Source organism: Rheinheimera soli (assembly GCF_021290985.1).
Classification (GTDB): domain Bacteria; phylum Pseudomonadota; class Gammaproteobacteria; order Enterobacterales; family Alteromonadaceae; genus Pararheinheimera; species Pararheinheimera soli.
The window spans coordinates 21,283-40,291 of record NZ_JAJOYU010000015.1; the positions used below are offsets into that span (position 1 = coordinate 21,283).

The 19,009-nt window shown below is 46.1% G+C and carries 17 protein-coding genes and 4 tRNA genes; 14 read left to right on the forward strand and 7 right to left on the reverse strand.

Annotated elements, in window-relative coordinates; translation table 11 throughout:
* Nucleotides 1-64: 64 nt before the first annotated feature.
* Nucleotides 65-2,884 carry a transporter substrate-binding domain-containing protein gene (locus tag LSG37_RS11795; RefSeq protein WP_233080059.1) on the reverse strand — a complete coding sequence of 940 codons (2,820 nt, stop codon included), beginning with the start codon at nucleotides 2,882-2,884 and terminating at the stop codon, nucleotides 65-67.
* Nucleotides 2,885-2,979: 95 nt separating this feature from the next.
* Here LSG37_RS11795 and LSG37_RS11800 point away from each other — a divergent pair, with 95 nt between their 5' ends.
* The 8 genes from LSG37_RS11800 (at nucleotide 2,980) to LSG37_RS11835 (ending at nucleotide 9,474) form a co-directional block, all read left to right on the forward strand.
* A complete protein-coding gene (locus LSG37_RS11800) occupies nucleotides 2,980-3,819 on the forward strand; it encodes a DUF72 domain-containing protein (RefSeq protein WP_233080060.1) in 840 nt (279 codons plus the stop codon).
* 64 nt (nucleotides 3,820-3,883) lie between these two features.
* Nucleotides 3,884-4,624, forward strand: a complete 741-nt coding sequence (gene cmoA, locus LSG37_RS11805) for a carboxy-S-adenosyl-L-methionine synthase CmoA (protein WP_233080061.1) — start codon at nucleotides 3,884-3,886, stop codon at nucleotides 4,622-4,624.
* Nucleotides 4,621-5,586, forward strand: a complete 966-nt coding sequence (cmoB, locus tag LSG37_RS11810; protein ID WP_233080062.1) for a tRNA 5-methoxyuridine(34)/uridine 5-oxyacetic acid(34) synthase CmoB — start codon at nucleotides 4,621-4,623, stop codon at nucleotides 5,584-5,586. Before cmoA ends, cmoB begins: the two co-directional genes overlap by 4 nt.
* Nucleotides 5,587-5,601: 15 nt before the next feature.
* A complete protein-coding gene (locus LSG37_RS11815; RefSeq protein WP_233080063.1) occupies nucleotides 5,602-6,495 on the forward strand; it encodes a LysR family transcriptional regulator in 894 nt (297 codons plus the stop codon).
* A gap of 13 nt (nucleotides 6,496-6,508) precedes the next feature.
* The gene (locus LSG37_RS11820; protein ID WP_233080064.1) at nucleotides 6,509-6,916 is read left to right on the forward strand and encodes a hypothetical protein; all 408 of its coding nucleotides are present in this window, start codon (nucleotides 6,509-6,511) and stop codon (nucleotides 6,914-6,916) included.
* A 143-nt stretch (nucleotides 6,917-7,059) separates the two neighbouring features.
* Nucleotides 7,060-8,103: a phosphoribosylformylglycinamidine cyclo-ligase gene (purM, locus tag LSG37_RS11825; RefSeq protein ID WP_233080065.1), complete on the forward strand. Its 1,044-nt coding sequence runs from the start codon at nucleotides 7,060-7,062 to the stop codon at nucleotides 8,101-8,103.
* An 8-nt stretch (nucleotides 8,104-8,111) separates the two neighbouring features.
* Nucleotides 8,112-8,762 carry a phosphoribosylglycinamide formyltransferase gene (gene purN / locus LSG37_RS11830; protein ID WP_233080066.1) on the forward strand — a complete coding sequence of 217 codons (651 nt, stop codon included), beginning with the start codon at nucleotides 8,112-8,114 and terminating at the stop codon, nucleotides 8,760-8,762.
* Nucleotides 8,743-9,474 carry a DUF3108 domain-containing protein gene (locus LSG37_RS11835; RefSeq protein WP_233080067.1) on the forward strand — a complete coding sequence of 244 codons (732 nt, stop codon included), beginning with the start codon at nucleotides 8,743-8,745 and terminating at the stop codon, nucleotides 9,472-9,474. The genes purN and LSG37_RS11835 overlap by 20 nt, the downstream gene beginning before the upstream one ends.
* A 21-nt stretch (nucleotides 9,475-9,495) precedes the next feature.
* On the opposite strand, the gene LSG37_RS11840 is transcribed toward LSG37_RS11835, so the two are convergent.
* Nucleotides 9,496-10,260: a class II glutamine amidotransferase gene (locus LSG37_RS11840; protein WP_233080068.1), complete on the reverse strand. Its 765-nt coding sequence runs from the start codon at nucleotides 10,258-10,260 to the stop codon at nucleotides 9,496-9,498.
* A 160-nt stretch (nucleotides 10,261-10,420) separates the two neighbouring features.
* Here LSG37_RS11840 and fadE point away from each other — a divergent pair, with 160 nt between their 5' ends.
* Nucleotides 10,421-12,883 carry an acyl-CoA dehydrogenase FadE gene (fadE, locus tag LSG37_RS11845; protein WP_233080069.1) on the forward strand — a complete coding sequence of 821 codons (2,463 nt, stop codon included), beginning with the start codon at nucleotides 10,421-10,423 and terminating at the stop codon, nucleotides 12,881-12,883.
* Between the two features lie 220 nt (nucleotides 12,884-13,103).
* On the opposite strand, the gene LSG37_RS11850 is transcribed toward fadE, so the two are convergent.
* The 4 genes from LSG37_RS11850 to LSG37_RS11865 all read right to left on the reverse strand — a co-directional run bounded on the left by LSG37_RS11850 (nucleotide 13,104) and on the right by LSG37_RS11865 (nucleotide 13,486).
* A tRNA-Pro gene (locus tag LSG37_RS11850) sits at nucleotides 13,104-13,180 on the reverse strand.
* A gap of 20 nt (nucleotides 13,181-13,200) precedes the next feature.
* Nucleotides 13,201-13,276: transfer RNA gene (locus LSG37_RS11855), tRNA-His, on the reverse strand.
* 27 nt (nucleotides 13,277-13,303) lie between these two features.
* Nucleotides 13,304-13,380 (reverse strand) — tRNA-Arg (locus LSG37_RS11860).
* A gap of 29 nt (nucleotides 13,381-13,409) precedes the next feature.
* Nucleotides 13,410-13,486 (reverse strand) — tRNA-Pro (locus LSG37_RS11865).
* Nucleotides 13,487-13,729: 243 nt separating this feature from the next.
* Between LSG37_RS11865 and folD the strand changes: the two genes are divergently transcribed.
* Entirely contained in the window at nucleotides 13,730-14,587 is an 858-nt protein-coding gene (gene folD / locus LSG37_RS11870; RefSeq protein ID WP_233080070.1) for a bifunctional methylenetetrahydrofolate dehydrogenase/methenyltetrahydrofolate cyclohydrolase FolD, read from the forward strand.
* A 65-nt stretch (nucleotides 14,588-14,652) separates the two neighbouring features.
* Here folD and cysS read toward each other — a convergent pair whose 3' ends face one another.
* On the reverse strand, nucleotides 14,653-16,032 hold the full coding sequence (cysS, locus tag LSG37_RS11875) for a cysteine--tRNA ligase (protein WP_233080071.1): 1,380 nt from the start codon (nucleotides 16,030-16,032) through the stop codon (nucleotides 14,653-14,655).
* A gap of 139 nt (nucleotides 16,033-16,171) precedes the next feature.
* Between cysS and LSG37_RS11880 the strand changes: the two genes are divergently transcribed.
* The 4 genes from LSG37_RS11880 (at nucleotide 16,172) to LSG37_RS11895 (ending at nucleotide 18,969) form a co-directional block, all read left to right on the forward strand.
* On the forward strand, nucleotides 16,172-16,666 hold the full coding sequence (locus LSG37_RS11880; protein WP_127686255.1) for a peptidylprolyl isomerase: 495 nt from the start codon (nucleotides 16,172-16,174) through the stop codon (nucleotides 16,664-16,666).
* A complete protein-coding gene (lpxH, locus tag LSG37_RS11885) occupies nucleotides 16,659-17,408 on the forward strand; it encodes a UDP-2,3-diacylglucosamine diphosphatase (protein ID WP_233080072.1) in 750 nt (249 codons plus the stop codon). Before LSG37_RS11880 ends, lpxH begins: the two co-directional genes overlap by 8 nt.
* Nucleotides 17,409-17,427: 19 nt before the next feature.
* Nucleotides 17,428-18,195: a tRNA isopentenyl-2-thiomethyl-A-37 hydroxylase MiaE gene (gene miaE / locus LSG37_RS11890; RefSeq protein WP_233080073.1), complete on the forward strand. Its 768-nt coding sequence runs from the start codon at nucleotides 17,428-17,430 to the stop codon at nucleotides 18,193-18,195.
* A gap of 174 nt (nucleotides 18,196-18,369) precedes the next feature.
* The gene (locus LSG37_RS11895; RefSeq protein ID WP_233080074.1) at nucleotides 18,370-18,969 is read left to right on the forward strand and encodes a Yip1 family protein; all 600 of its coding nucleotides are present in this window, start codon (nucleotides 18,370-18,372) and stop codon (nucleotides 18,967-18,969) included.
* Nucleotides 18,970-19,009 lie beyond the last annotated feature (40 nt).

Consider the following 19,009-nt stretch of genomic DNA (forward strand, 5'->3'; position numbering starts at 1 on the left):
AACTTTAATCTGCCTGTGAAAATGAGCGCTAATTATATAGAAAAGACGCTTAATGTCACTGCTCTTAACGACTAAAACGATATTGGCTTTTGCCTTGCTGCTTCACTTGATACATCAATTTGTCGGCAGATTTTAATAAAGTAGCAGCGTCAGTGCCGTCATGCGGGTAAATCGCAATGCCAATACTGGCTCCGACGCTGGCCTGACACACTGACAAAGCCAGCGGTTCCTGCAGGTAAAGCAGTATTTTTTCAGCCACTATGGCCGCATCATCTTTATCGACCAGTCCTGTTAATAAAATTACAAACTCATCGCCACCAAAACGGGCCACTGTATCTGTTTTCCGTACGCAGTGGCTTAATAAAGCGGACAACTTCACCAGCATTTCATCGCCAACATCATGCCCATACTGATCATTCACCAGCTTAAAGCCATCCAAATCAATAAACATCAGCGCCAGCATTTCGTTGTGACGGGCATGCTGATGCAATGCCGTTTGCAGGCGTTCAATCAGCAGACTGCGGTTGGGCAACTGAGTTAAATCATCGTGACCTGCCATAAAGCGCATTTTTTCTTCCACTTTACGGCGTAAATTCACTTCACGGCGTAAGGAAAAGTTCCAAATCAAAAAGCCAACAATAACCGCCATAGACACCGCAGCAATTTGCAGTACCAGCGTCATCACCCGGCTTTGATCCAAGCCTTGTTTAATCTCAAGATTCAGCCATTTATCCTGCAGACTTTTTCTGTCTGCTTCATTGATGGTTTTAATACCTTTGTTCAGGATCACCAATAATTCAGGTAAATTTTTATGCACACCAAAATAAGAAGGATAAACAGGTAAATCTGTTGGCAAATAAGCTCGTAAATTGACATAACGGGGATCCCGCATCGCCACACCTGACGCTACCACAGTGTCCAGTACAAAGTCGGCCTGCCCTGCGACCACCATCTCCAAACCGTCATTTAAACTATCGACTTCAATCACCTGATGTTTTGGAAAATCTGTTTTGAGTTGCTGTACAAACTGGTACTCACGCATTATCGCAATCCGCTGGCCTGGCATTTGCGCCAGCTTGCTGTCGAATGACGCATCGTGTTTACCTATCATAATCCATTGTAAAGTCCAGTAATCCAGGCTGAAGTTACTGAAACTGCGCCGTTCTGGTAAGTCGGAGATATTCGCGACCATCTGCAGTTTTCCGGCTTTAAAATCCTTCAATAACATCGCCCAATCACTGTAAGGCTGAGGCACAAACTGCACATCTAAACGTTGGTTCAGTAACTTCAATATATCGCTGGTAATGCCCTGGGCTTCACCCTTTTCATCGACAAATTCGACCGGACGCCAGTCACTCATCACGCCAACCCGGATCTGCTGATGTTGATTTAGCCACTGCCGTTCTGCATCAGTTAAAGGCACTTTGTCGCGAAATGTCTGAAAATAGCCACCGGCCTCTTTGTCCAGCCAGCGATTTTCAATCGCAACCATTTCATCCAGACTGATCTGTGAAAAACCTTGCTGAATAGTTTGATACAGCTCTTCGTTCTCGGCACGGGTCAGAGAGTAAACAGCAGATTCATAACGAATTCCGGGAAACACTTTAAGACTGTTCTGACTGCTGTTTTGTAATAAACGACTGCGAACTATGACATCAGAGGCTAAAAAGCCGGTTAATTGCTTGCTTAACACGGCCTCAATCATCTGATCAACGGTATCAAACACCTTCAGTTTTGCATCCGGGAATTGCTGCTGAACCTGAGGACCAAAACTGGCGGTATGCAATAACCCCAGTGTCGCATCTTTGAGCTGCTGTGGATCTGTAAGCTCTGATTCACTGCTATAAAACAACGAGGAATAAATATTGTACAAGTGGTAAGCCGGTTTTAAACCGGTAAACTTTTCCTTGTTTTCAACCTGCGCCATTTGCACGTCAATACGGCCTTTACGCAAATAGGCTAATGAATCTTCTGACTGATTTGGCACAAAACTGATATCGATACCGGTATTTTTTGACCATAAGCGCCATAAATCAACAAAAACACCTTGCACATCACCAACAGGACTGACGTGCATAAAAGGTTGATTGCCAATAGACACGCCGATCAGCAAAGTGTTTGGGTCGGTATCCACACTGAGCCATTTGCGCTCCAATTGATCTCTGAAAGCCAGATCAAGAGTAGCGGTCGCTTCTTTTAACTGTTTCAGTAAGACCACCTGGTCTTGCCTGACCGCAAAGGTCAGCTCTATTTTCCTCACTGGTACTTTTTTATATACAGGATAAAACGTCATCAGCTCCCGATAGCGTGCATAACGTGGCGGCAATCGATCAAGACCGGTAAAGGCTTTAATTTCGCCTCTTAAGGCGGAATCGTACATTTGTGACACCGAATCGTAATGCTTTAACACCAGATCAGGTTGTTGTTGGCTCAGGCTGTCGATATGAGTGGAGCGTTCAACCACCCCAACCAGATGGGGCTTTAAATCGGTCAGATTATGCACGCCGCCCAAATCTCTGTGCACAAACACATTACTGAAAATATCCAGATAACTCAGACCTAATAAATACTGTTGTTCACGATCTGTAGTTCGCCCAAGGCCACCATGTAAATCGATAACGCCTGAGTCCAGCATACTTAACGTATCAGCCCAGTCAGCGGCGACGAACTCCGCTTTGATGCCTTGTTGCCTGGCGACTTCCAGCCAATAATCCACCACTAAACCTGCAGCCTGCCCTTGCTCATTGACGAACATATAAGGATAAGTATCGCTGGATATACCTATTTTCAGTGATGCCGGAAGTTCACTGATGACTGCAGAGCTCTGAGCCTGCAGAGTAAAACCTGTAAGTAGCACAAACAACAGCAGCACGTTTTTCATCATAATAGAGATAGAATCTTTACCTTGGTTTAACAGCTCGAATACAGCGATAATAGGCGCCTTATGGATTATGAAACTTTTTACAACGGGATTCGCGGATGCTTTATCTTGGCTGCCCGGTCTGGGCTAACCCTCAGTGGAAAAACCTGATATTTAACAGCAAGCTGGATCCGTCTGACTTTCTTGCTAACTATAGTAGGTATTTCAACTCTGTAGAGGGCAACACCAGTTTTTATGCTGATCCGTCGCCACAGACGGTAAATCGCTGGAAAGAGCAAAGCGATGAAGCTTTCCGTTTTACCTTAAAAGTCCCCAAACGATTAAGCCATCAGTTTCAACAATTCCAGCATGCCGAGTTACAACTCTGGCTGGATCTGATAGCGCCGCTGGCAGAAAAACTGGCTTTGGTGCATTTACAGCTTCCCGCTTATTTTTCACCAGAGCATTTAAGCTGGCTTAAACAAATGCTGAATAGCTTATGTTCTTCCTTTTCTGTCGCGGTTGAGGTGCGCCATCCGGTGTTTTTTGATAAAGCAGAACATGAAATCACCTTGAACCGTTTATTGCGTGATTTTGAGGCAGAGCGGGTGATATTTGACAGCAGAGCTTTATTCTCAGTGCCAGCTACAACCGCAGCATTGCTGGACGCGCAGCGAAAAAAACCTTATTTACCGGTGCATGCAGTGGCCTTGACCAAACAGCCGATGCTGCGTTTTGTCGGCACTGACGATATGACCATCAATCAGCATTTTTATCAGCCTTGGCTTGGGAAAGTCCGGCAATGGCTGGATGAAGGTAAGACACCTTTTTGTTTTTTCCACAGCCCGGACAATTTAACGGCTCCACAGCTGGCAAGGCAGTTTGTGATGGATCTGGGTATAGAGCATCCGATACTGGCACCCTGGCCAGAAAATCAGAGCCAACTGAGTCTGCTTTGATTTCGCCCTCAAGCCAAAATACGTTAAACTGTCCGCCAATTACAGGTATGAAGTAGTTCGACTGATGCAAAAAGATCATATTTACGCCGACCCTTTGGGCCATATTCAGGATTTTTGTTTTGACTCTGCTGTCGTGGATGTGTTTCCGGACATGATCCAACGCTCTGTGCCTGGCTATCAAACCATTATTCAGACCATAGGCAAGCTGACGCAACGTTATCAGCAAGCCAACAGCAACTATTACGATTTGGGCTGCTCTTTGGGAGCGGCTAGTTTAGCTATGCGCCGTCAGATCACTGCACCGGGTTGTCAGTTGATTGGGGTCGACAACAGTGCCGCTATGGTGGAACGTTGTACCAGTCATTTACAGGCCTTTCGTTCTGACGTGCCAGCGACCGTATTGCTGGCCGATATTCGAGATATTCCGATGGAAAACGCCGCTGTGGTGGTCAGTAATTTCACCTTGCAGTTTCTGGCGAAAGAAGACAGAGCCCGCCTGATTGAACGTATTTATCAAGCACTCAAGCCTGGTGGTATTTTTGTATTGTCAGAAAAAATTATCGAAACTGATGCCACCACGCACGAACTGCTGATTGACTTACACCACGATTTCAAACGCGCTAATGGCTATAGCGAGCTGGAAATCAGCCAAAAACGTACTGCGCTTGAAAATGTGATGCGCCCTGACAGTCTGGCCGAACATAAAGCACGACTGTCTGCTGCAGGTTTTGAACATATCAGTTTGTGGTTCCAGTGCTTTAATTTCTGCTCTATGGTGGCCATTAAAGCCGAGGCGCAGCAATGAGCCGTTTTCAGAGTTTTTATCAGCAAATTGCCGCTAATAAACTGGTGCACTGGCTGGAAACCTTACCGGCTCAATTAAAAAGCTGGGAGCAAGAGGCTTTGCATGGTGACTTTAAGCAATGGCAAAAAGTACTAGACCATTTGCCAGTTGCAGCGAAGATCTGTGTCGAATTAAAAACTAAAGTCGAATTTGGCCAGCCAGAAGATTTAAACCAAGGCCAAAAACAGCGGCTTGAAGTGCTGTTGCGTCAACTGATGCCATGGCGCAAAGGCCCTTTTACTTTGCATGGTTTAACCATTGATACCGAATGGCGCTCTGACTGGAAATGGGACAGAGTTCTGCCTCATATCAGTCCACTTGCACACAGAACAGTGCTGGATGTGGGGTGTGGCAGTGGCTATCACTTATGGCGAATGAAAGGTGAAGGCGCAGAATTTGTCGTAGGCATTGATCCTTCACAGCTATTTTATTGTCAGTTTGAAGCCATCAAACATTTTCATCCTGACCCGACAGTGCATTTATTGCCGGTCGGCATCGACGATATGCCGGAACTGAAAGCTTTTGATACGGTGTTTTCAATGGGAGTGTTGTATCACCGTCGCTCCCCTATCGACTTTTTAGCTCAATTAAAACAGCAACTGCGCCCTGGTGGTGAGTTGGTGCTGGAAACCCTAGTGATTGAAGGCGATGAGCAGGCGGTGTTAGTGCCCACTGACCGCTACGCTAAAATGCGTAATGTCTGGTTTATCCCAAGCACGGCAGCTCTGTTGTTGTGGATGCAACGCGTGGGCTTTAAAAATGCAAAAGTAGTGGATTTATCTGTCACCAGTCTGGATGAACAACGTAAAACCAGCTGGATGGAAAATGAAAGTCTGATTGATTTTCTTGACCCAACTGATCATAGTAAAACCATTGAAGGCTATCCGGCACCGCTGCGGGCTGTGATAGTGGCACAGGCTTAAACTGAAGGAATTTCGATGCCGTACCGCCCCAAATCTACCATGGAACAATGGCGCATACTACAAGCTGTGGTCGATGCGGGGGGTTATGCTCAGGCTGCTGATTTACTAAATAAAAGTCAGTCGTCCTTGAATCATGCGGTCGCTAAATTGCAGTACCAACTGGGCGTGGAACTGCTGGAAGTGAAAGGTCGTAAAGCCTTTTTAACATCGGCTGGTGAAGTCATGTTGCGCCGCTCTCGTTTATTGACCCAACAAATTGAAGATTTAGAGCTGTTGGCTTCCAATATTAACGTAGGCTGGGAGCCTGAAATTCGCATTGCAGTGGAATTAATTTACCCGAAAAAATATCTGTATCAGGCGCTGGCCAAATTTCACCCTATTTCTCGTGGCAGCCGCATTCAGATCATAGATACGGTCATTACTGGCTCCACAGAAATGATTATTGAACATAAGGCAGATTTAGTCATAGCAGCCTCACCCAGTGTACCTAAAGGTTATATAGGCGAACCTTTGAGCGTGACACAAATGATCCCTGTGGTGGGGCAAGCCCATGTACTGGCACAACAGCCAGAACTGGACTTAAATGAGCTGAGTCAGCATTTACAAATAGTAATCAGAGATACCGCCAGTAAACCTAAAGACGTAGGCTGGTTGCGGGCAGAACAACGCTGGACTGTAAATAATTTTTTTGAAGCAATAGATATTCTGAAAAGTGGCATTGGGTTTTGTTGGTTACCTGAATTTCTAATCGATGATTTGGTAAAAGCCGGCGTTCTGGTCCGCCTTAGTATTCCATTAAGCTCAGCCCGTGTTGTGCCTTTAGCTTTAATTACACCCAAAGAAGAAACTCTAGGGCCTGGCAGCCGTCAGTTACGAGAGCTGTTATTAGCCGAACATAAAAACTACTAATCAGGGGATAATAATGAATCACCAAGAAGTGACTGAATTAATGAAAGTGACAGCACAGGATGCTGTTGTATACGCAGCGGAAGAGCACCAAGTGTTATTAGATTTTAGCCTGGACAGCTTAACTAAAGTAGACGAAATACTCAGCGAACTGTTTTTACGTCAACAGGAACAACGCCACGCTGATGAGGTTTTATTCACTCTGTCTAATGTATTTGGTGCTTATACAGGTGAAGTTTTTATTCATCATGTGGGTGGCCAGTGGTATTACGATGAGTCGGCCCCCGAAGCCCCCTACATTTGTGTGCGCTACAACGGTAAAGAATTTCCTTTTGCGTCTTTGGTTTATCATCAGATTGCCAAAACCCCAAGCGCCAGTTTACGTAACTATGTGGGCCAGGCAATGAATAACGTGATGCAATAACAGGACTTTGGCACAAAGTTCTACAGCGGTTCCATCCGCATTCACAGAATGCTGTGCAGTAAATCCTTTTGTCTGGCGGCTTTACAAGGTAAAATGCCGCCAATTTTTTTGGACCTTCACTTTTTAGCCATTTGGGGATTGCCGTGAGCGAGCAAAAAACGTCGTTAAGTTACAAAGACGCTGGTGTGGATATTGATGCCGGTGAGGCCTTGGTTGACCGTATTAAAGGTGCGGTAAAACGCACAACCCGTAAAGAAGTAATGGGCGGTTTAGGCGGCTTTGGTGCTTTGTGTCAAATCCCTGCTGGCTATAAAGAGCCGGTACTTGTATCGGGCACTGACGGTGTGGGTACTAAACTGCGTCTGGCTATGGATTTAAAACGCCATGACAGCGTAGGTATCGACTTAGTGGCCATGTGTGTCAACGACATTGTGGTTTCAGGTGCTGAACCTTTATTTTTCCTCGACTACTACGCCACAGGCAAGCTGGATGTAAATACCGCAGCTACTGTAGTTGAAGGTATTGCCAAAGGCTGTGAGCTGGCGGGTTGTGCTCTGGTCGGCGGTGAAACTGCTGAAATGCCAGGTATGTACCACGGTGAAGACTACGACATCGCAGGTTTTAGCGTAGGTGTGGTTGAGAAGTCTGAAATCATCGATGGCAGCAAAGTAAAAGCTGGCGATCAGCTAATTGCATTAGCTGCTTCAGGTCCTCATTCCAACGGTTTTTCGTTAATTCGTAAAGTGCTGGAAGTCAGCGGTCAGGATCCTCAAACTATGCTGGAAGGCAAAACTATTGCCGATCACTTGTTAGAACCGACCCGCATTTATGTGAAAAACCTGCTGGCGTTGATTAAATCTATGCCGGTACATGCCTTGTGCCATATCACTGGCGGCGGTTTTTGGGAAAATATCCCACGTGTACTGCCAGAAAACACTCAGGCAAAAATCATCGAAAGCAGCTGGCAGTGGCCTGCTATTTTCAGCTGGTTACAGCAGCAAGGTAACGTCGAACGTCACGAAATGTACCGCACCTTTAACTGTGGTGTAGGCATGATAGTCGTAGTTCCTGCCACTCACTTAGATGCTGCTTTAGCCCAGTTAAAAGCAGCTGGCGAAAACGCCTGGCACTTAGGTGAAATTAATCAGGTTGCTGCCGACCAGGCTCAAGTTGTTATTGAAGGCTAAACCCATACATGAAATCTATTGTGGTACTGATTTCAGGGAGTGGCTCCAATCTGCAGGCTATTTTAGATGCCTGCAGTGCTGGTTTTATCGCGGGTAAAGTCACAGCTGTTGTATCAAACAAAGCCAAAGCTTATGGTTTAGAGCGGGCAAAAAAAGCCGGAGCTAAAGCTCTGGTGCTGGACCATAAAGTCTATGCCGACCGGGCTTCTTATGACCAAGCCTTGATTGAAACTATTGATCAACATCAGCCTGATTTGGTGGTGCTGGCTGGTTTTATGCGTATTTTAACGCCTGAATTTGTCCAGCATTATCAAGGCCGCTTACTGAATATTCATCCTTCGTTATTGCCGAAATACCAGGGCTTGAATACCCATCAGCGCGCTATTGATGCAGGGGACACTGAACATGGCTGCTCAGTGCATTTTGTTACTGCAGAGCTAGACGGCGGTCCTGTTATTTTGCAAGCCAAGGTTCCGGTTTTTCCGGGCGATGATGCGGACGCGGTGGCACAACGTGTACACGAGCAGGAACATCGTATTTATCCATTAGTTGTACGCTGGTTTTGTCAGAACCGTTTACAACAGCAGTCAGATAAGGCATTGTTAGATGGCCTTTTATTGTCTGACCATGGATATGCAAATGACCAGGATGACGAATAAATGGCGCCTTAGTGCGTCATTTTTTTTACTCTTTTCAAGTCTTTTATCAGCTGAAGAACCTGCAGCTGCGCCTACAAACCAAATTTCACCTTTTGAAGCCAGTTACAACGTGCTGCGCTCTGATAAAAAACACGGTGAAGCCAAACGTTATGTCAAAGTCACTGAACAGGGTTACGAGTTGGGCTACAGCAGTGATATCAGTTGGCTGATTTTCACAGATAAACGCTCAGAACAATCCTTTTTCAGCATCAAAGATGGCCGCATTCAGCCCAGCCGTTATGTAATGCAGCGCTCAGGCTCAGGCCCAAACCGTTATTACGAACTGAACCTGAATTGGGACACTAAAGAGTTAAGAGTTGAGAAAGCGAAAAAACTCAAAACTGTACAGTGGAATGAGCAATGGCTTGATCCCTTGAGTTACCACAGCCAACTGGCTCTGGATTTAAAAGCCGGCAAAACTGAATTTGTTTATCAGGTGCTGAACCGCCATGGTGAAGAGCGTAAATACAGTTTCAAAGTGGCTGGCGAAGAATGGTTATCCCTGCCCTACGGTAAAGTGAAGGCGGTACGAATTGAACGCACAGGCACAGGCCCCGACAAACAAGTATTAGCCTGGGTAGCACCGGAGCTGGATTATTTATTGGTGCGTTTATGGCAAGCGGAAGACAAGGTTGAACAGTTCGATATTCAGCTGGCAACTTTAAAGCAATAAAAATATCTCAACCAGAGCCGCTTATTGCGGCTCTCCTGCTTTAAACAGCTGTGCTTGCCCCGACGTCATCACCTGCCATTGTTCGTTTGAAGTCAGTGGCAAAGTAGCAATAATAGTCACCACATCTTTTTCTGTGGTTTCTTTTGAAAAATCTATATCCACATCCACATCGGACAACAGTGCCACCCCAAAAGGTGCTCTTCTGGTGATCCAGTGTAATTTGGTGCTGCAATAAGCCAGCAAGTAGTCGCCATCTGATATCAACAAATTAAAAACACCTAACTGCTGTAAAGCCGGACACAAGCTCGCCAGGTAATCAAAAGCCTGTTTCATATCAGCAGGTGGCGCAGGAAACTGTTGTTCAAGCGCATTGAGTAAATAACAAAACGCATGCTCGCTGTCGGTTTGTCCTACCACAAGATGTTTACCGGTCGCTAAAGTTTCAAAACCATGCAACTGACCATTGTGGGCATAAGTCCAGTACCGTCCCCATAAAGTTCGGGTAAAAGGATGGGTATTTTCAAGCCCTACTCCACCGCTGTTGGCTTGGCGGATATGCGCCACTACAGCAGTGCTTTTAATAGGGTAGTCACTGATAAGCCGCGCAATTTCCGACTGATAACTCGGATCGGCATCTTTAAAGGTACTGACACCTTTGCCCTGATAAAAAGCCACACCCCAGCCATCTTTATGTGGACCCGTTTTGCCACCGCGCTCTCTTAAGCCTTTAAAGCTAAAACAGATGTCGGTCGGCACATTGGCTGACATTCCTAATAACTCACACATAAATCAGATAGCTTCCTATACTTGGTAACACGATACACTGAAGCTGCAACAAAAGTTGACAGTAAACCAAACTGCAAAGTAAGGAATTACTTGCATCTTTGCAACAGGCACACTACTCTAAGGCCACAGTGGTCTGACCTCTAGTTCTCAGGAGTAAATTATGGATGTGTTATTTTTTTGGGTAGCCTTGCTTGGCACAGTCGCCGTGCTCGCCTACCACAGAGCAAGTTTAACTATGTTTACAGCAGTTATCGCTGCTTTATTAGCTATCGCAACTTTCACTGATACAGTGGGTGTGGTCAGCTGGGTCCTGTTTTTAATAGTCGCAGTGCCGTTAAACGTCGCCAGCATACGCCAACAGTACTTAACCAAGCCGCTGCTGAAGATGTACCGCAAAATTATGCCGGAAATGTCGACCACAGAAAAAGAAGCTATTGATGCCGGTACCACCTGGTGGGAAGGCGATTTATTCCGTGGCACGCCAGACTGGCACAAACTGCACAACTATCCAAAGCCACGTTTAAGTGCGGAAGAGCAGGCGTTTTTAGATGGCCCTTGTGAAGAATTACTGGCCATAGTAGACGATTGGCATACCACGCACGAACGTGCTGATTTATCACCAGAGGTGTATCAGTACCTGAAAGATCATGGCTTCTTTGCGATGATCATTAAAAAGCAATACGGTGGTCTGGAGTTTTCTGCTTATGCCCAGTCATGTGTACTGCAAAAATTAACCAGCAAAAGCATGGTGTTATCCAGCGTTGTTGGTGTGCCTAACTCTTTAGGCCCTGGTGAGCTGTTGCAACATTATGGCACTAAAGAGCAGCAGGACCACTACCTGCCTCGTTTAGCCAAAGGTTTAGAAATTCCTTGTTTTGCCTTAACAAGCCCAGAAGCAGGCTCTGATGCCGGCGCTATTCCGGACGTAGGTATAGTTTGTAAAAGCGAATGGGAAGGCCAGGAAATTATTGGTATGCGCCTGACCTGGAACAAGCGTTATATCACGCTGGCTCCTATTGCGACCGTATTGGGTTTAGCCTTCAAAATGCACGATCCGGATGGCTTGTTAGGTGACAAAAAAGATTTGGGTATCACTTGTGCTTTGATCCCTGTCTCTACCCCAGGCGTTAAAATTGGCCGTCGTCACTTCCCGCTGAACGTACCATTCCAGAATGGCCCTACTCAGGGTGAAGAAGTGTTTGTGCCACTGGATTACATCATAGGTGGTCCGAAGATGGCTGGTCAGGGCTGGCGTATGCTGGTGGAATGTTTGTCTGTAGGCCGTGCTATCACACTGCCGTCAAACAGCACTGGTGGTATCAAAGCTGCAGCCTTAATGACAGGTGCTTATGCCCGCATTCGTCGTCAGTTCAAACTGCCTATTGGTAAAATGGAAGGTATTGAAGAAGCATTAGCCCGTATTGGTGGTTACGCCTACATGGCAGAAGCTTCTACGACTATGTCAGTAGGTTCTATCGATTTAGGTGAAAAGCCTTCTGTTATTTCAGCCATCACCAAGTTCCATATGACGGAGCGTATGCGTCAGGCCATTATTGATGCGATGGATATTCATGGTGGTAAAGGCATCTGTATGGGCCCGAACAACTATTTAGCACGCGGTTATCAGGGCGCTCCTGTAGCAATCACTGTGGAAGGCGCCAATATTCTGACCCGTAATATGATTATTTATGGTCAGGGTGCAATTCGTTGCCATCCATTTGTATTGGCTGAATTACAGGCTGCTGGTTTAGAAGATGAACGTGCCGCTGTTACTGCTTTTGATCATGCTTTATTTGGTCATATTGGTTTTAGCATCAGCAACTTCTTCCGTGCTTTATGGTTAGGCTTAAGCAATTCAGCCTTTTCTTCAAGCCCTTATGCAGATGCAACAGCTAAATACTACAAACAAATGAACAGATACAGTGCTGCCTTGGCGTTAATGTCTGATGTGGCTATGGGCACCATGGGTGGTGACTTAAAACGCCGTGAGCGTATCTCTGCCCGTTTAGGCGATATGTTGTCGATGTTGTATCTGACCTCTTCTGTACTGAAACGTTATAACGACGATGGTCGTCCGGCACAGGATTTACCTTTAGTACAATGGGCTTGTGAAGACAATATGTACAAAGCTCAGGTGGCTTTGGATGAAATGCTGGATAACTTCCCGAATCGAGTTGTAGGTTCTGTCCTTGGCAAGCTGTTATTCCCTTGGGGTCGCACTTTACGCAAGCCTTCTGATCAGCTGGATCATCAAGTGTCCCGTATTATGCAGACTCCTTGTGAAGCCCGCAGTCGCTTAGGTACTAATCTTTACCTGACGCTGGAGCCAAACAACCAGATCGGTTTAATTGAAAAAGCCCTGACTGATATTCTGGCCGCTGAGCCTATCTTCGATAAAGTGGTGCATGCAGCGAATAAACGCCTGCCATTCTTCCGCTTACACGAAGTCGCAGCTTTAGGCTTAGAGCTGGGTGTGATCACTGAAGCTGAAGCAGAGAAGCTGCGAGTAGCTGAACAAGGCCGCCTGCATACCATCAACGTGGATGATTTTGACCCACTGGAACTGGCTGCTGATAAGTCTTTGTTTGATAAAAAACCAAAAGCGAAGTCTGTTGCCGCATAAGCTGCAATAGCTCACATCGAGCCTGCCCTGCGCAGGCTTTTTTTATGCCTGTGAAAATAAATGGATCAGAAAACTAAATAAGGAAAAACCTAATAGAGCCAGAGGATTATTTAACAGAGAGCAGAGATGACGAAGAATTGTTGTCTGTGACGTCGCAACTTTTCAGAACGCCAGAAAGCAAAAAACAGCATTGCTGCTGTTATTGTTTTTACTGGGAGAATGGTCGGTGATGCAAGATTCGAACTTGCGACCCCTTGGACCCAAACCAAGTGCGCTACCAAGCTGCGCTAATCACCGACATATAAACCAGTCTAAAATGGGGTGGCTGATGGGGCTCGAACCCACGACAACCGGAATCACAATCCGGGACTCTACCAACTGAGCTACAGCCACCACGGTAGAACTTTACTAATGTTGCAATGGCGCGCCCGATAGGACTCGAACCTATGACCCACGGCTTAGAAGGCCGTTGCTCTATCCAGCTGAGCTACGGGCGCCAAATTCGAGGCCGCTAGGCTCTCTTAAATGGTCGGTGATGCAAGATTCGAACTTGCGACCCCTTGGACCCAAACCAAGTGCGCTACCAAGCTGCGCTAATCACCGACTTCGCTACACTACTGCAACGGGGCGGAATATTACAGCCCAACCCTTGGAGCGTCAAACCTTTTTTGCAGCTAAAAAACTGATTGCTTAATATTTGAACCCATTTGCTGTAAAAGGCATCAATAGCGCGAAAATATGCTGATTTTTTAACTTTTTACGCCACTTAAACTGATCTGCTTGGCCTCTTTGACGTAGCTGTGCGAAAATACAAATCCTCAGGTTTCAGGTCAATAGAGCAGTTTTATGGCAGCACAAATCATAGATGGCAAAGCGGTAGCTCAATCTACCCGTCAACAGGTCGCATTAAGAGTTCAGCAACGCCTCGCAGCAGGGAAAAGAGCTCCTGGCCTTGCGGTAGTACTGGTAGGTATGGATGCAGCCTCTCAGGTCTATGTAGGCAGTAAACGTAAAGCCTGTGAAGAAGTAGGTTTTGAATCTTTTTCTTACGACTTGCCGTCTAGCACAACACAGCAAGAGCTATTTGATTTAATCGACAGTTTAAACGCCGATAAAAAAGTAGACGGCATTCTGGTGCAATTGCCTTTGCCTGCTGGTTTAGACGCTTCGGCTATTCTGGAACGCATTCATCCACTGAAAGATGTCGATGGTTTTCACCCGTACAATATAGGCCGTTTAGCGCAACGTATGCCTGCCCTGCGCCCTTGTACACCAAAAGGCATCATTAAGCTGCTGCAAAGCACCGGTATTCAAATCCGTGGTATGGATGCTGTAGTGGTAGGCGCATCGAACATTGTAGGCCGCCCTATGGCGTTGGAGCTGTTATTAGCTGGTTGTACTACCACTGTCTGTCATAAGTTCACCAAACAGCTGGAACAGCATGTACGCCGCGCTGATTTAGTGGTGGTGGCTGTAGGTAAGCCTGAATTTATTCCAGGCGACTGGATTAAGCCTGGAGCGCTGGTGATTGATGTCGGTATTAACCGTTTAGAATCCGGCAAACTGGTCGGTGACGTTGAATTTGATAAAGCCAAAGAGCATGCGCGTTTTATTACGCCAGTGCCAGGTGGTGTAGGCCCTATGACAGTAGCCTGCCTGATTGAAAATACCTTAGAAGCTTGTGAGCAGTTCCACGATCAATAGTCAGATACAGGCACGAAGTAGATATGGGGCAGAGTTAACGCTCTGCCCTTTTTTATTGGAGACTATTAACCCCGACGCCAGGTGGTAACACCTGCTTTATCTTCCAGAATAATACCCTTAGCCACCAAAGCGTCACGGGCAGCATCAGCTGCAGCCCAGTCTTTGTTAGCCCGTGCTGTATTACGTTGCGCTATTAAAGCTTCAATTTCAGAAACATCATCAGAATCTGTGCCTGATTGTAAAAAAGTCTCTGCATCGCCCTGCAAAATACCCATCACACTGCCGAGTTTAATTAATAAGCCCGCAAGCTGTGAAGCTTTGGCTGGATCTGTGGCTTTTTCTTTGTTGATATCACGCGCCAGTTCAAATAACACAGGCAAAGCCAGGGCCGTATTGAAGTCGTCATCCATAGCAGCACGGAAGGTTTTGACATAGTCGTTATTCATATCGACGTCTGTCGCAGGTACGACTTCTCGTAGGGCGGTATACAAACGGCCTAAAGCTGAATGCGCCTGCAGTAAATTCTCTGCCGAATAGTTCAGCTGGCTGCGGTAATGGCTGGAGATCAGGAAATAACGCACAGCTTCAGCGTTGTAATCTGCCAGCACATCTTTCACAGTAAAGAAGTTGCCTAAAGATTTAGACATTTTTTCTTTATCCACCTGCACCATACCTGTATGGATCCAGGTATTGACGTACGGCGTGTCATGAGCGCAGCAAGACTGAGCAATTTCATTTTCATGGTGCGGGAACTGTAAATCTGAACCACCACCGTGAATATCAAAATGTTTGCCTAAGTGTTTTGCACTCATAGCCGAACATTCAATATGCCAGCCAGGACGCCCCTCGCCCCATGGCGATGACCAGCTTGGCTCATTTGGTTTAGCCATTTTCCACAAGACAAAATCCAGCGGATCGTCTTTGGCCTGATCAATTTCCACCCGGGCGCCAGATTGCAACATGTCCAGATTCTGTTGACTCAACTGTCCATAAGCTGCGTACTTGCTGACATCAAACAGCACATCACCGTCAGAGGCTATATAGGCATACCCTTTAGCCACTAAGGTTTCTATCAGCTCAATAATTTCGGCCATATGAGTAGTGACTCGGGGTTCAATATCGGCAGGCATTAACCCCAGCGCATTAAAGTCATCATGCATAGCAACCGTATAGCGGGCCGTTAATGCGTCACAGCTTTCACCGTTTTCATTGGCTCTTTTGATAATTTTGTCGTCTACATCTGTGATGTTACGCACATAAGTGACGTCATAACCGCTGAAACGTAGGTAACGGTTCATTACATCAAAAGCAACATAAGTACGGGCGTGGCCAACATGACAGAAATCATAAATAGTGATGCCGCAGACATACATAGAAACTTTGCCAGGCACTAAAGGCACAAAGGACTCTTTTTTACGGGTCAGGGTATTAAAAATCTGCAGCATGGGCTCCTCGGGAAATCATCAAATCATCGGTCACAAAGTGCAACAGTGTAACATTAGCAAATGTCTTGAGCTATCCTCGCTTTGTGATCTCCAATAGCTGCGGTACACTATCGCCGTTTTTAAGCCATAGGAGATGATCATGGTTAGCTTACATACCAATTTTGGTGTTATTAAACTGGCATTATTTGCCGACAAAGCCCCTGCAACAGTCGAAAACTTTCTGAATTACGTCAAAGAAGGTTTTTATGACAACACCATTTTTCACCGTGTGATCAATGGCTTTATGATCCAGGGCGGCGGTTTTACTCCTGACATGGAACAAAAAGAGCCGGGCAAACCAATCAAAAACGAAGCAAATAACAAAGTGGCTAACAAAGCAGGTACTGTGGCTATGGCCCGCACCAGCGACCCACATTCTGCGACTTGCCAGTTCTTTATCAACGTGGCCAACAACGACTTTTTAGATTTCAGCTCTGAAACCTCTCAGGGTTGGGGTTACTGTGTATTCGGCGAAGTAGTCGAAGGCATGGATGTGATCAACAAAATCAAAACTGTGTCTACAGGACGCAAGTTTGGTCATGCTGATGTACCAAACGATGCTGTGATCATCGAAAAAGCAGAAATCCATGGCTAAAGGCCACAGCCTTTTTATTGCCGATCTGCATTTAAGCGAACAACGCCCGGATATTACCGCGGCGTTTTTGCTTTTTTTACAGCAAAAAGCAGCAGAGGCTGATGCTTTGTATATTCTGGGCGACTTGTTTGAAGTCTGGATTGGTGACGATAACCCCTCGCCTTTACTGACTGAAGTTGCTGCTGCCATCAAAGCTTTAACCGACAGCGCGATACCGGTCTATTTTTGCCACGGCAACAGAGACTTTTTACTCGGCCAAAAATTTGCCAGGCGCTCCGGCATGCAGTTGCTTGCTCCTCTGACTGTGGTTGATTTATATGGCACCCCAACTTTACTGATGCACGGAGATTCGCTCTGCACTCTGGATATTGGTTATCAGAAGTTCCGGGCCTGGTGGGATCAGAAATGGTGGCAAAAACTGATTTTGTCTTTACCACTGTGGTACCGCCAACATCTGGCGCGTAAAGCACGTCGTGTCAGTGCTATGGATAAAAAAGGAAAAACATCGGAAATTATGGATGTAACGCCGGATGAAGTCCCCAAAGTGATGGCTCAATATCAGGTGCAGCATTTAATTCACGGCCATACCCACAGGCCTGCAGTGCATGCATTGCAATTGGCCGATGGCATATCAGCGCAACGTTATGTGTTAGGGGACTGGTACAGTCAGAGTTCTTATCTGGATGTATCAGCCGGCGCTTGGCAACTACACTTTAACGCCCTGCCCCAGATTTCAGAATAAACAGCGTACCGAGATCTTTATGAGCTTTACCGAATTACTTCAGCCTATACATCAATTTTTACAGTGTGAAACGCCGGACAGCTGGCTGGTGGAAGCACAAAAGCCAGAACGTTTGGCCGTGTTATTACAGGACCACTTGATATGTGAATTAAAAGCGGCTCAAACCGCTATGTATCTACTGCGCCGTTATGCCTGTGATAAAGACAGCTCTTTAACCTTACTGAACTGGCTAAAGCCTTTTGAAGACTTCGCTTATCGTTTTAACGGTGATATTCAAAGCTTAAAGCAGGCTGAAAAACTGAATAAAAGTATTATAGGCCGTTCTGATTTTGCTCACTCGGATCGTATTATCGATCGCATGGTGCTGTTAATTCGCGAAGAGTTGCACCATTTTTGTCAGGTGCTGGAGATTATGCAGGCGCGTGGCATTCCTTACGAAAATATCAGCGCCAGCCGTTATGCCAAGATGCTTATCCAGAACTGCAAAACCCATGAACCACAAATTCTGATCGATAAACTAATTTGCGGCGCTTATATCGAAGCCCGCTCCTGTGAGCGTTTTGCGAAATTAGCGGAATTTGTTGACCCGGAGTTAGCCAGCTTTTATTCCTCTTTACTTCGCTCAGAAGCACGGCATTTTGCCGATTATCTGGAACTGGCTCAGGTGATCTCTAAATCAGATATCACAGAGCGGGTGCGCTTTTTTGGCCAACTTGAAGCACAACTGATTTCAAGCCCGGATGCGGATTTTAAGTTCCATAGCGGTGCCCCCACAACGACCATTTAGTACTGTTGTTTTCTGCCGCTAAAAAGCCTGTACCTGCAGCCCTGAAACAGCTTTACACTGCTTGCTACAGATTTTCTGCCTTAAACTTGACGAACCTCGTTCTATTAGCCATAACAAAGGTAAGGGTTTGTTTGTGCCCTGTAATGAACAACGTAGTAGCCAAGGATAACAACTATGATTTTAAATCACTTATGGGGACTGTATGCCCATCCTAAAGAAGAATGGCATACGATAGACGCTCGTCACGAAAGTTTCAGATACAGTTTAATTCACATCCTGCTTATTGCCTTAATTCCTTCTCTTTGCGCTTATTATTCAGCAGTGCACATCGGCTGGAGCATAGGTGTGGGTGAACCTATACGTTTAACCGCTGAAAGCGCCATGATGCTTTCTGTCGCTATGTATATTGCTTTAATAGGTGGGGTGTTCGCGCTGGCTTACCTGGCGCACTGGATGGCTCACACTTTTGGTTCCGAACCTACCTATACCCAGACACTGGAATTAGCCTCCTACACCTCCACTCCACTTTTTATGGTAGGTTTTGCCGCTTTATTCCCTGAACTCTGGTTTGTGATGCTGGTGGGTTTGGCAGGCTTAACCTATTCGGTGTATTTGCTTTATGTGGGCGTGCCTATTCTGATGCATATTCCTGAAGAACGTGGTTTTATCTACGCCAGTTCAGTCGTGACCACAGGATTAATTCTGTTGGTCTGTGTGATGACAGCTACCGCTATTTTATGGAGCTCAGGCTTCGGTCCGGCATTTACACATTAGCTTGTTATCAGATAATTTTTTCAAATCGCGATTACAGAAA

What these genes read in the sequence shown, in the direction of transcription:
- LSG37_RS11795 (WP_233080059.1), bottom strand. Translation starts at nt 2,884, where the DNA reads ATGATGAAAAACGTGCTGCTGTTGTTTGTGCTACTTACAGGTTTTACT.
- LSG37_RS11800 (WP_233080060.1), top strand. Translation starts at nt 2,980, where the DNA reads ATGCTTTATCTTGGCTGCCCGGTCTGGGCTAACCCTCAGTGGAAAAAC.
- cmoA (WP_233080061.1), top strand. Translation starts at nt 3,884, where the DNA reads ATGCAAAAAGATCATATTTACGCCGACCCTTTGGGCCATATTCAGGAT.
- cmoB (WP_233080062.1), top strand. Translation starts at nt 4,621, where the DNA reads ATGAGCCGTTTTCAGAGTTTTTATCAGCAAATTGCCGCTAATAAACTG.
- LSG37_RS11815 (WP_233080063.1), top strand. Translation starts at nt 5,602, where the DNA reads ATGCCGTACCGCCCCAAATCTACCATGGAACAATGGCGCATACTACAA.
- LSG37_RS11820 (WP_233080064.1), top strand. Translation starts at nt 6,509, where the DNA reads ATGAATCACCAAGAAGTGACTGAATTAATGAAAGTGACAGCACAGGAT.
- purN (WP_233080066.1), top strand. Translation starts at nt 8,112, where the DNA reads ATGAAATCTATTGTGGTACTGATTTCAGGGAGTGGCTCCAATCTGCAG.
- LSG37_RS11835 (WP_233080067.1), top strand. Translation starts at nt 8,743, where the DNA reads ATGACCAGGATGACGAATAAATGGCGCCTTAGTGCGTCATTTTTTTTA.
- LSG37_RS11840 (WP_233080068.1), bottom strand. Translation starts at nt 10,260, where the DNA reads ATGTGTGAGTTATTAGGAATGTCAGCCAATGTGCCGACCGACATCTGT.
- fadE (WP_233080069.1), top strand. Translation starts at nt 10,421, where the DNA reads ATGGATGTGTTATTTTTTTGGGTAGCCTTGCTTGGCACAGTCGCCGTG.
- folD (WP_233080070.1), top strand. Translation starts at nt 13,730, where the DNA reads ATGGCAGCACAAATCATAGATGGCAAAGCGGTAGCTCAATCTACCCGT.
- cysS (WP_233080071.1), bottom strand. Translation starts at nt 16,032, where the DNA reads ATGCTGCAGATTTTTAATACCCTGACCCGTAAAAAAGAGTCCTTTGTG.
- LSG37_RS11880 (WP_127686255.1), top strand. Translation starts at nt 16,172, where the DNA reads ATGGTTAGCTTACATACCAATTTTGGTGTTATTAAACTGGCATTATTT.
- lpxH (WP_233080072.1), top strand. Translation starts at nt 16,659, where the DNA reads ATGGCTAAAGGCCACAGCCTTTTTATTGCCGATCTGCATTTAAGCGAA.
- miaE (WP_233080073.1), top strand. Translation starts at nt 17,428, where the DNA reads ATGAGCTTTACCGAATTACTTCAGCCTATACATCAATTTTTACAGTGT.
- LSG37_RS11895 (WP_233080074.1), top strand. Translation starts at nt 18,370, where the DNA reads ATGATTTTAAATCACTTATGGGGACTGTATGCCCATCCTAAAGAAGAA.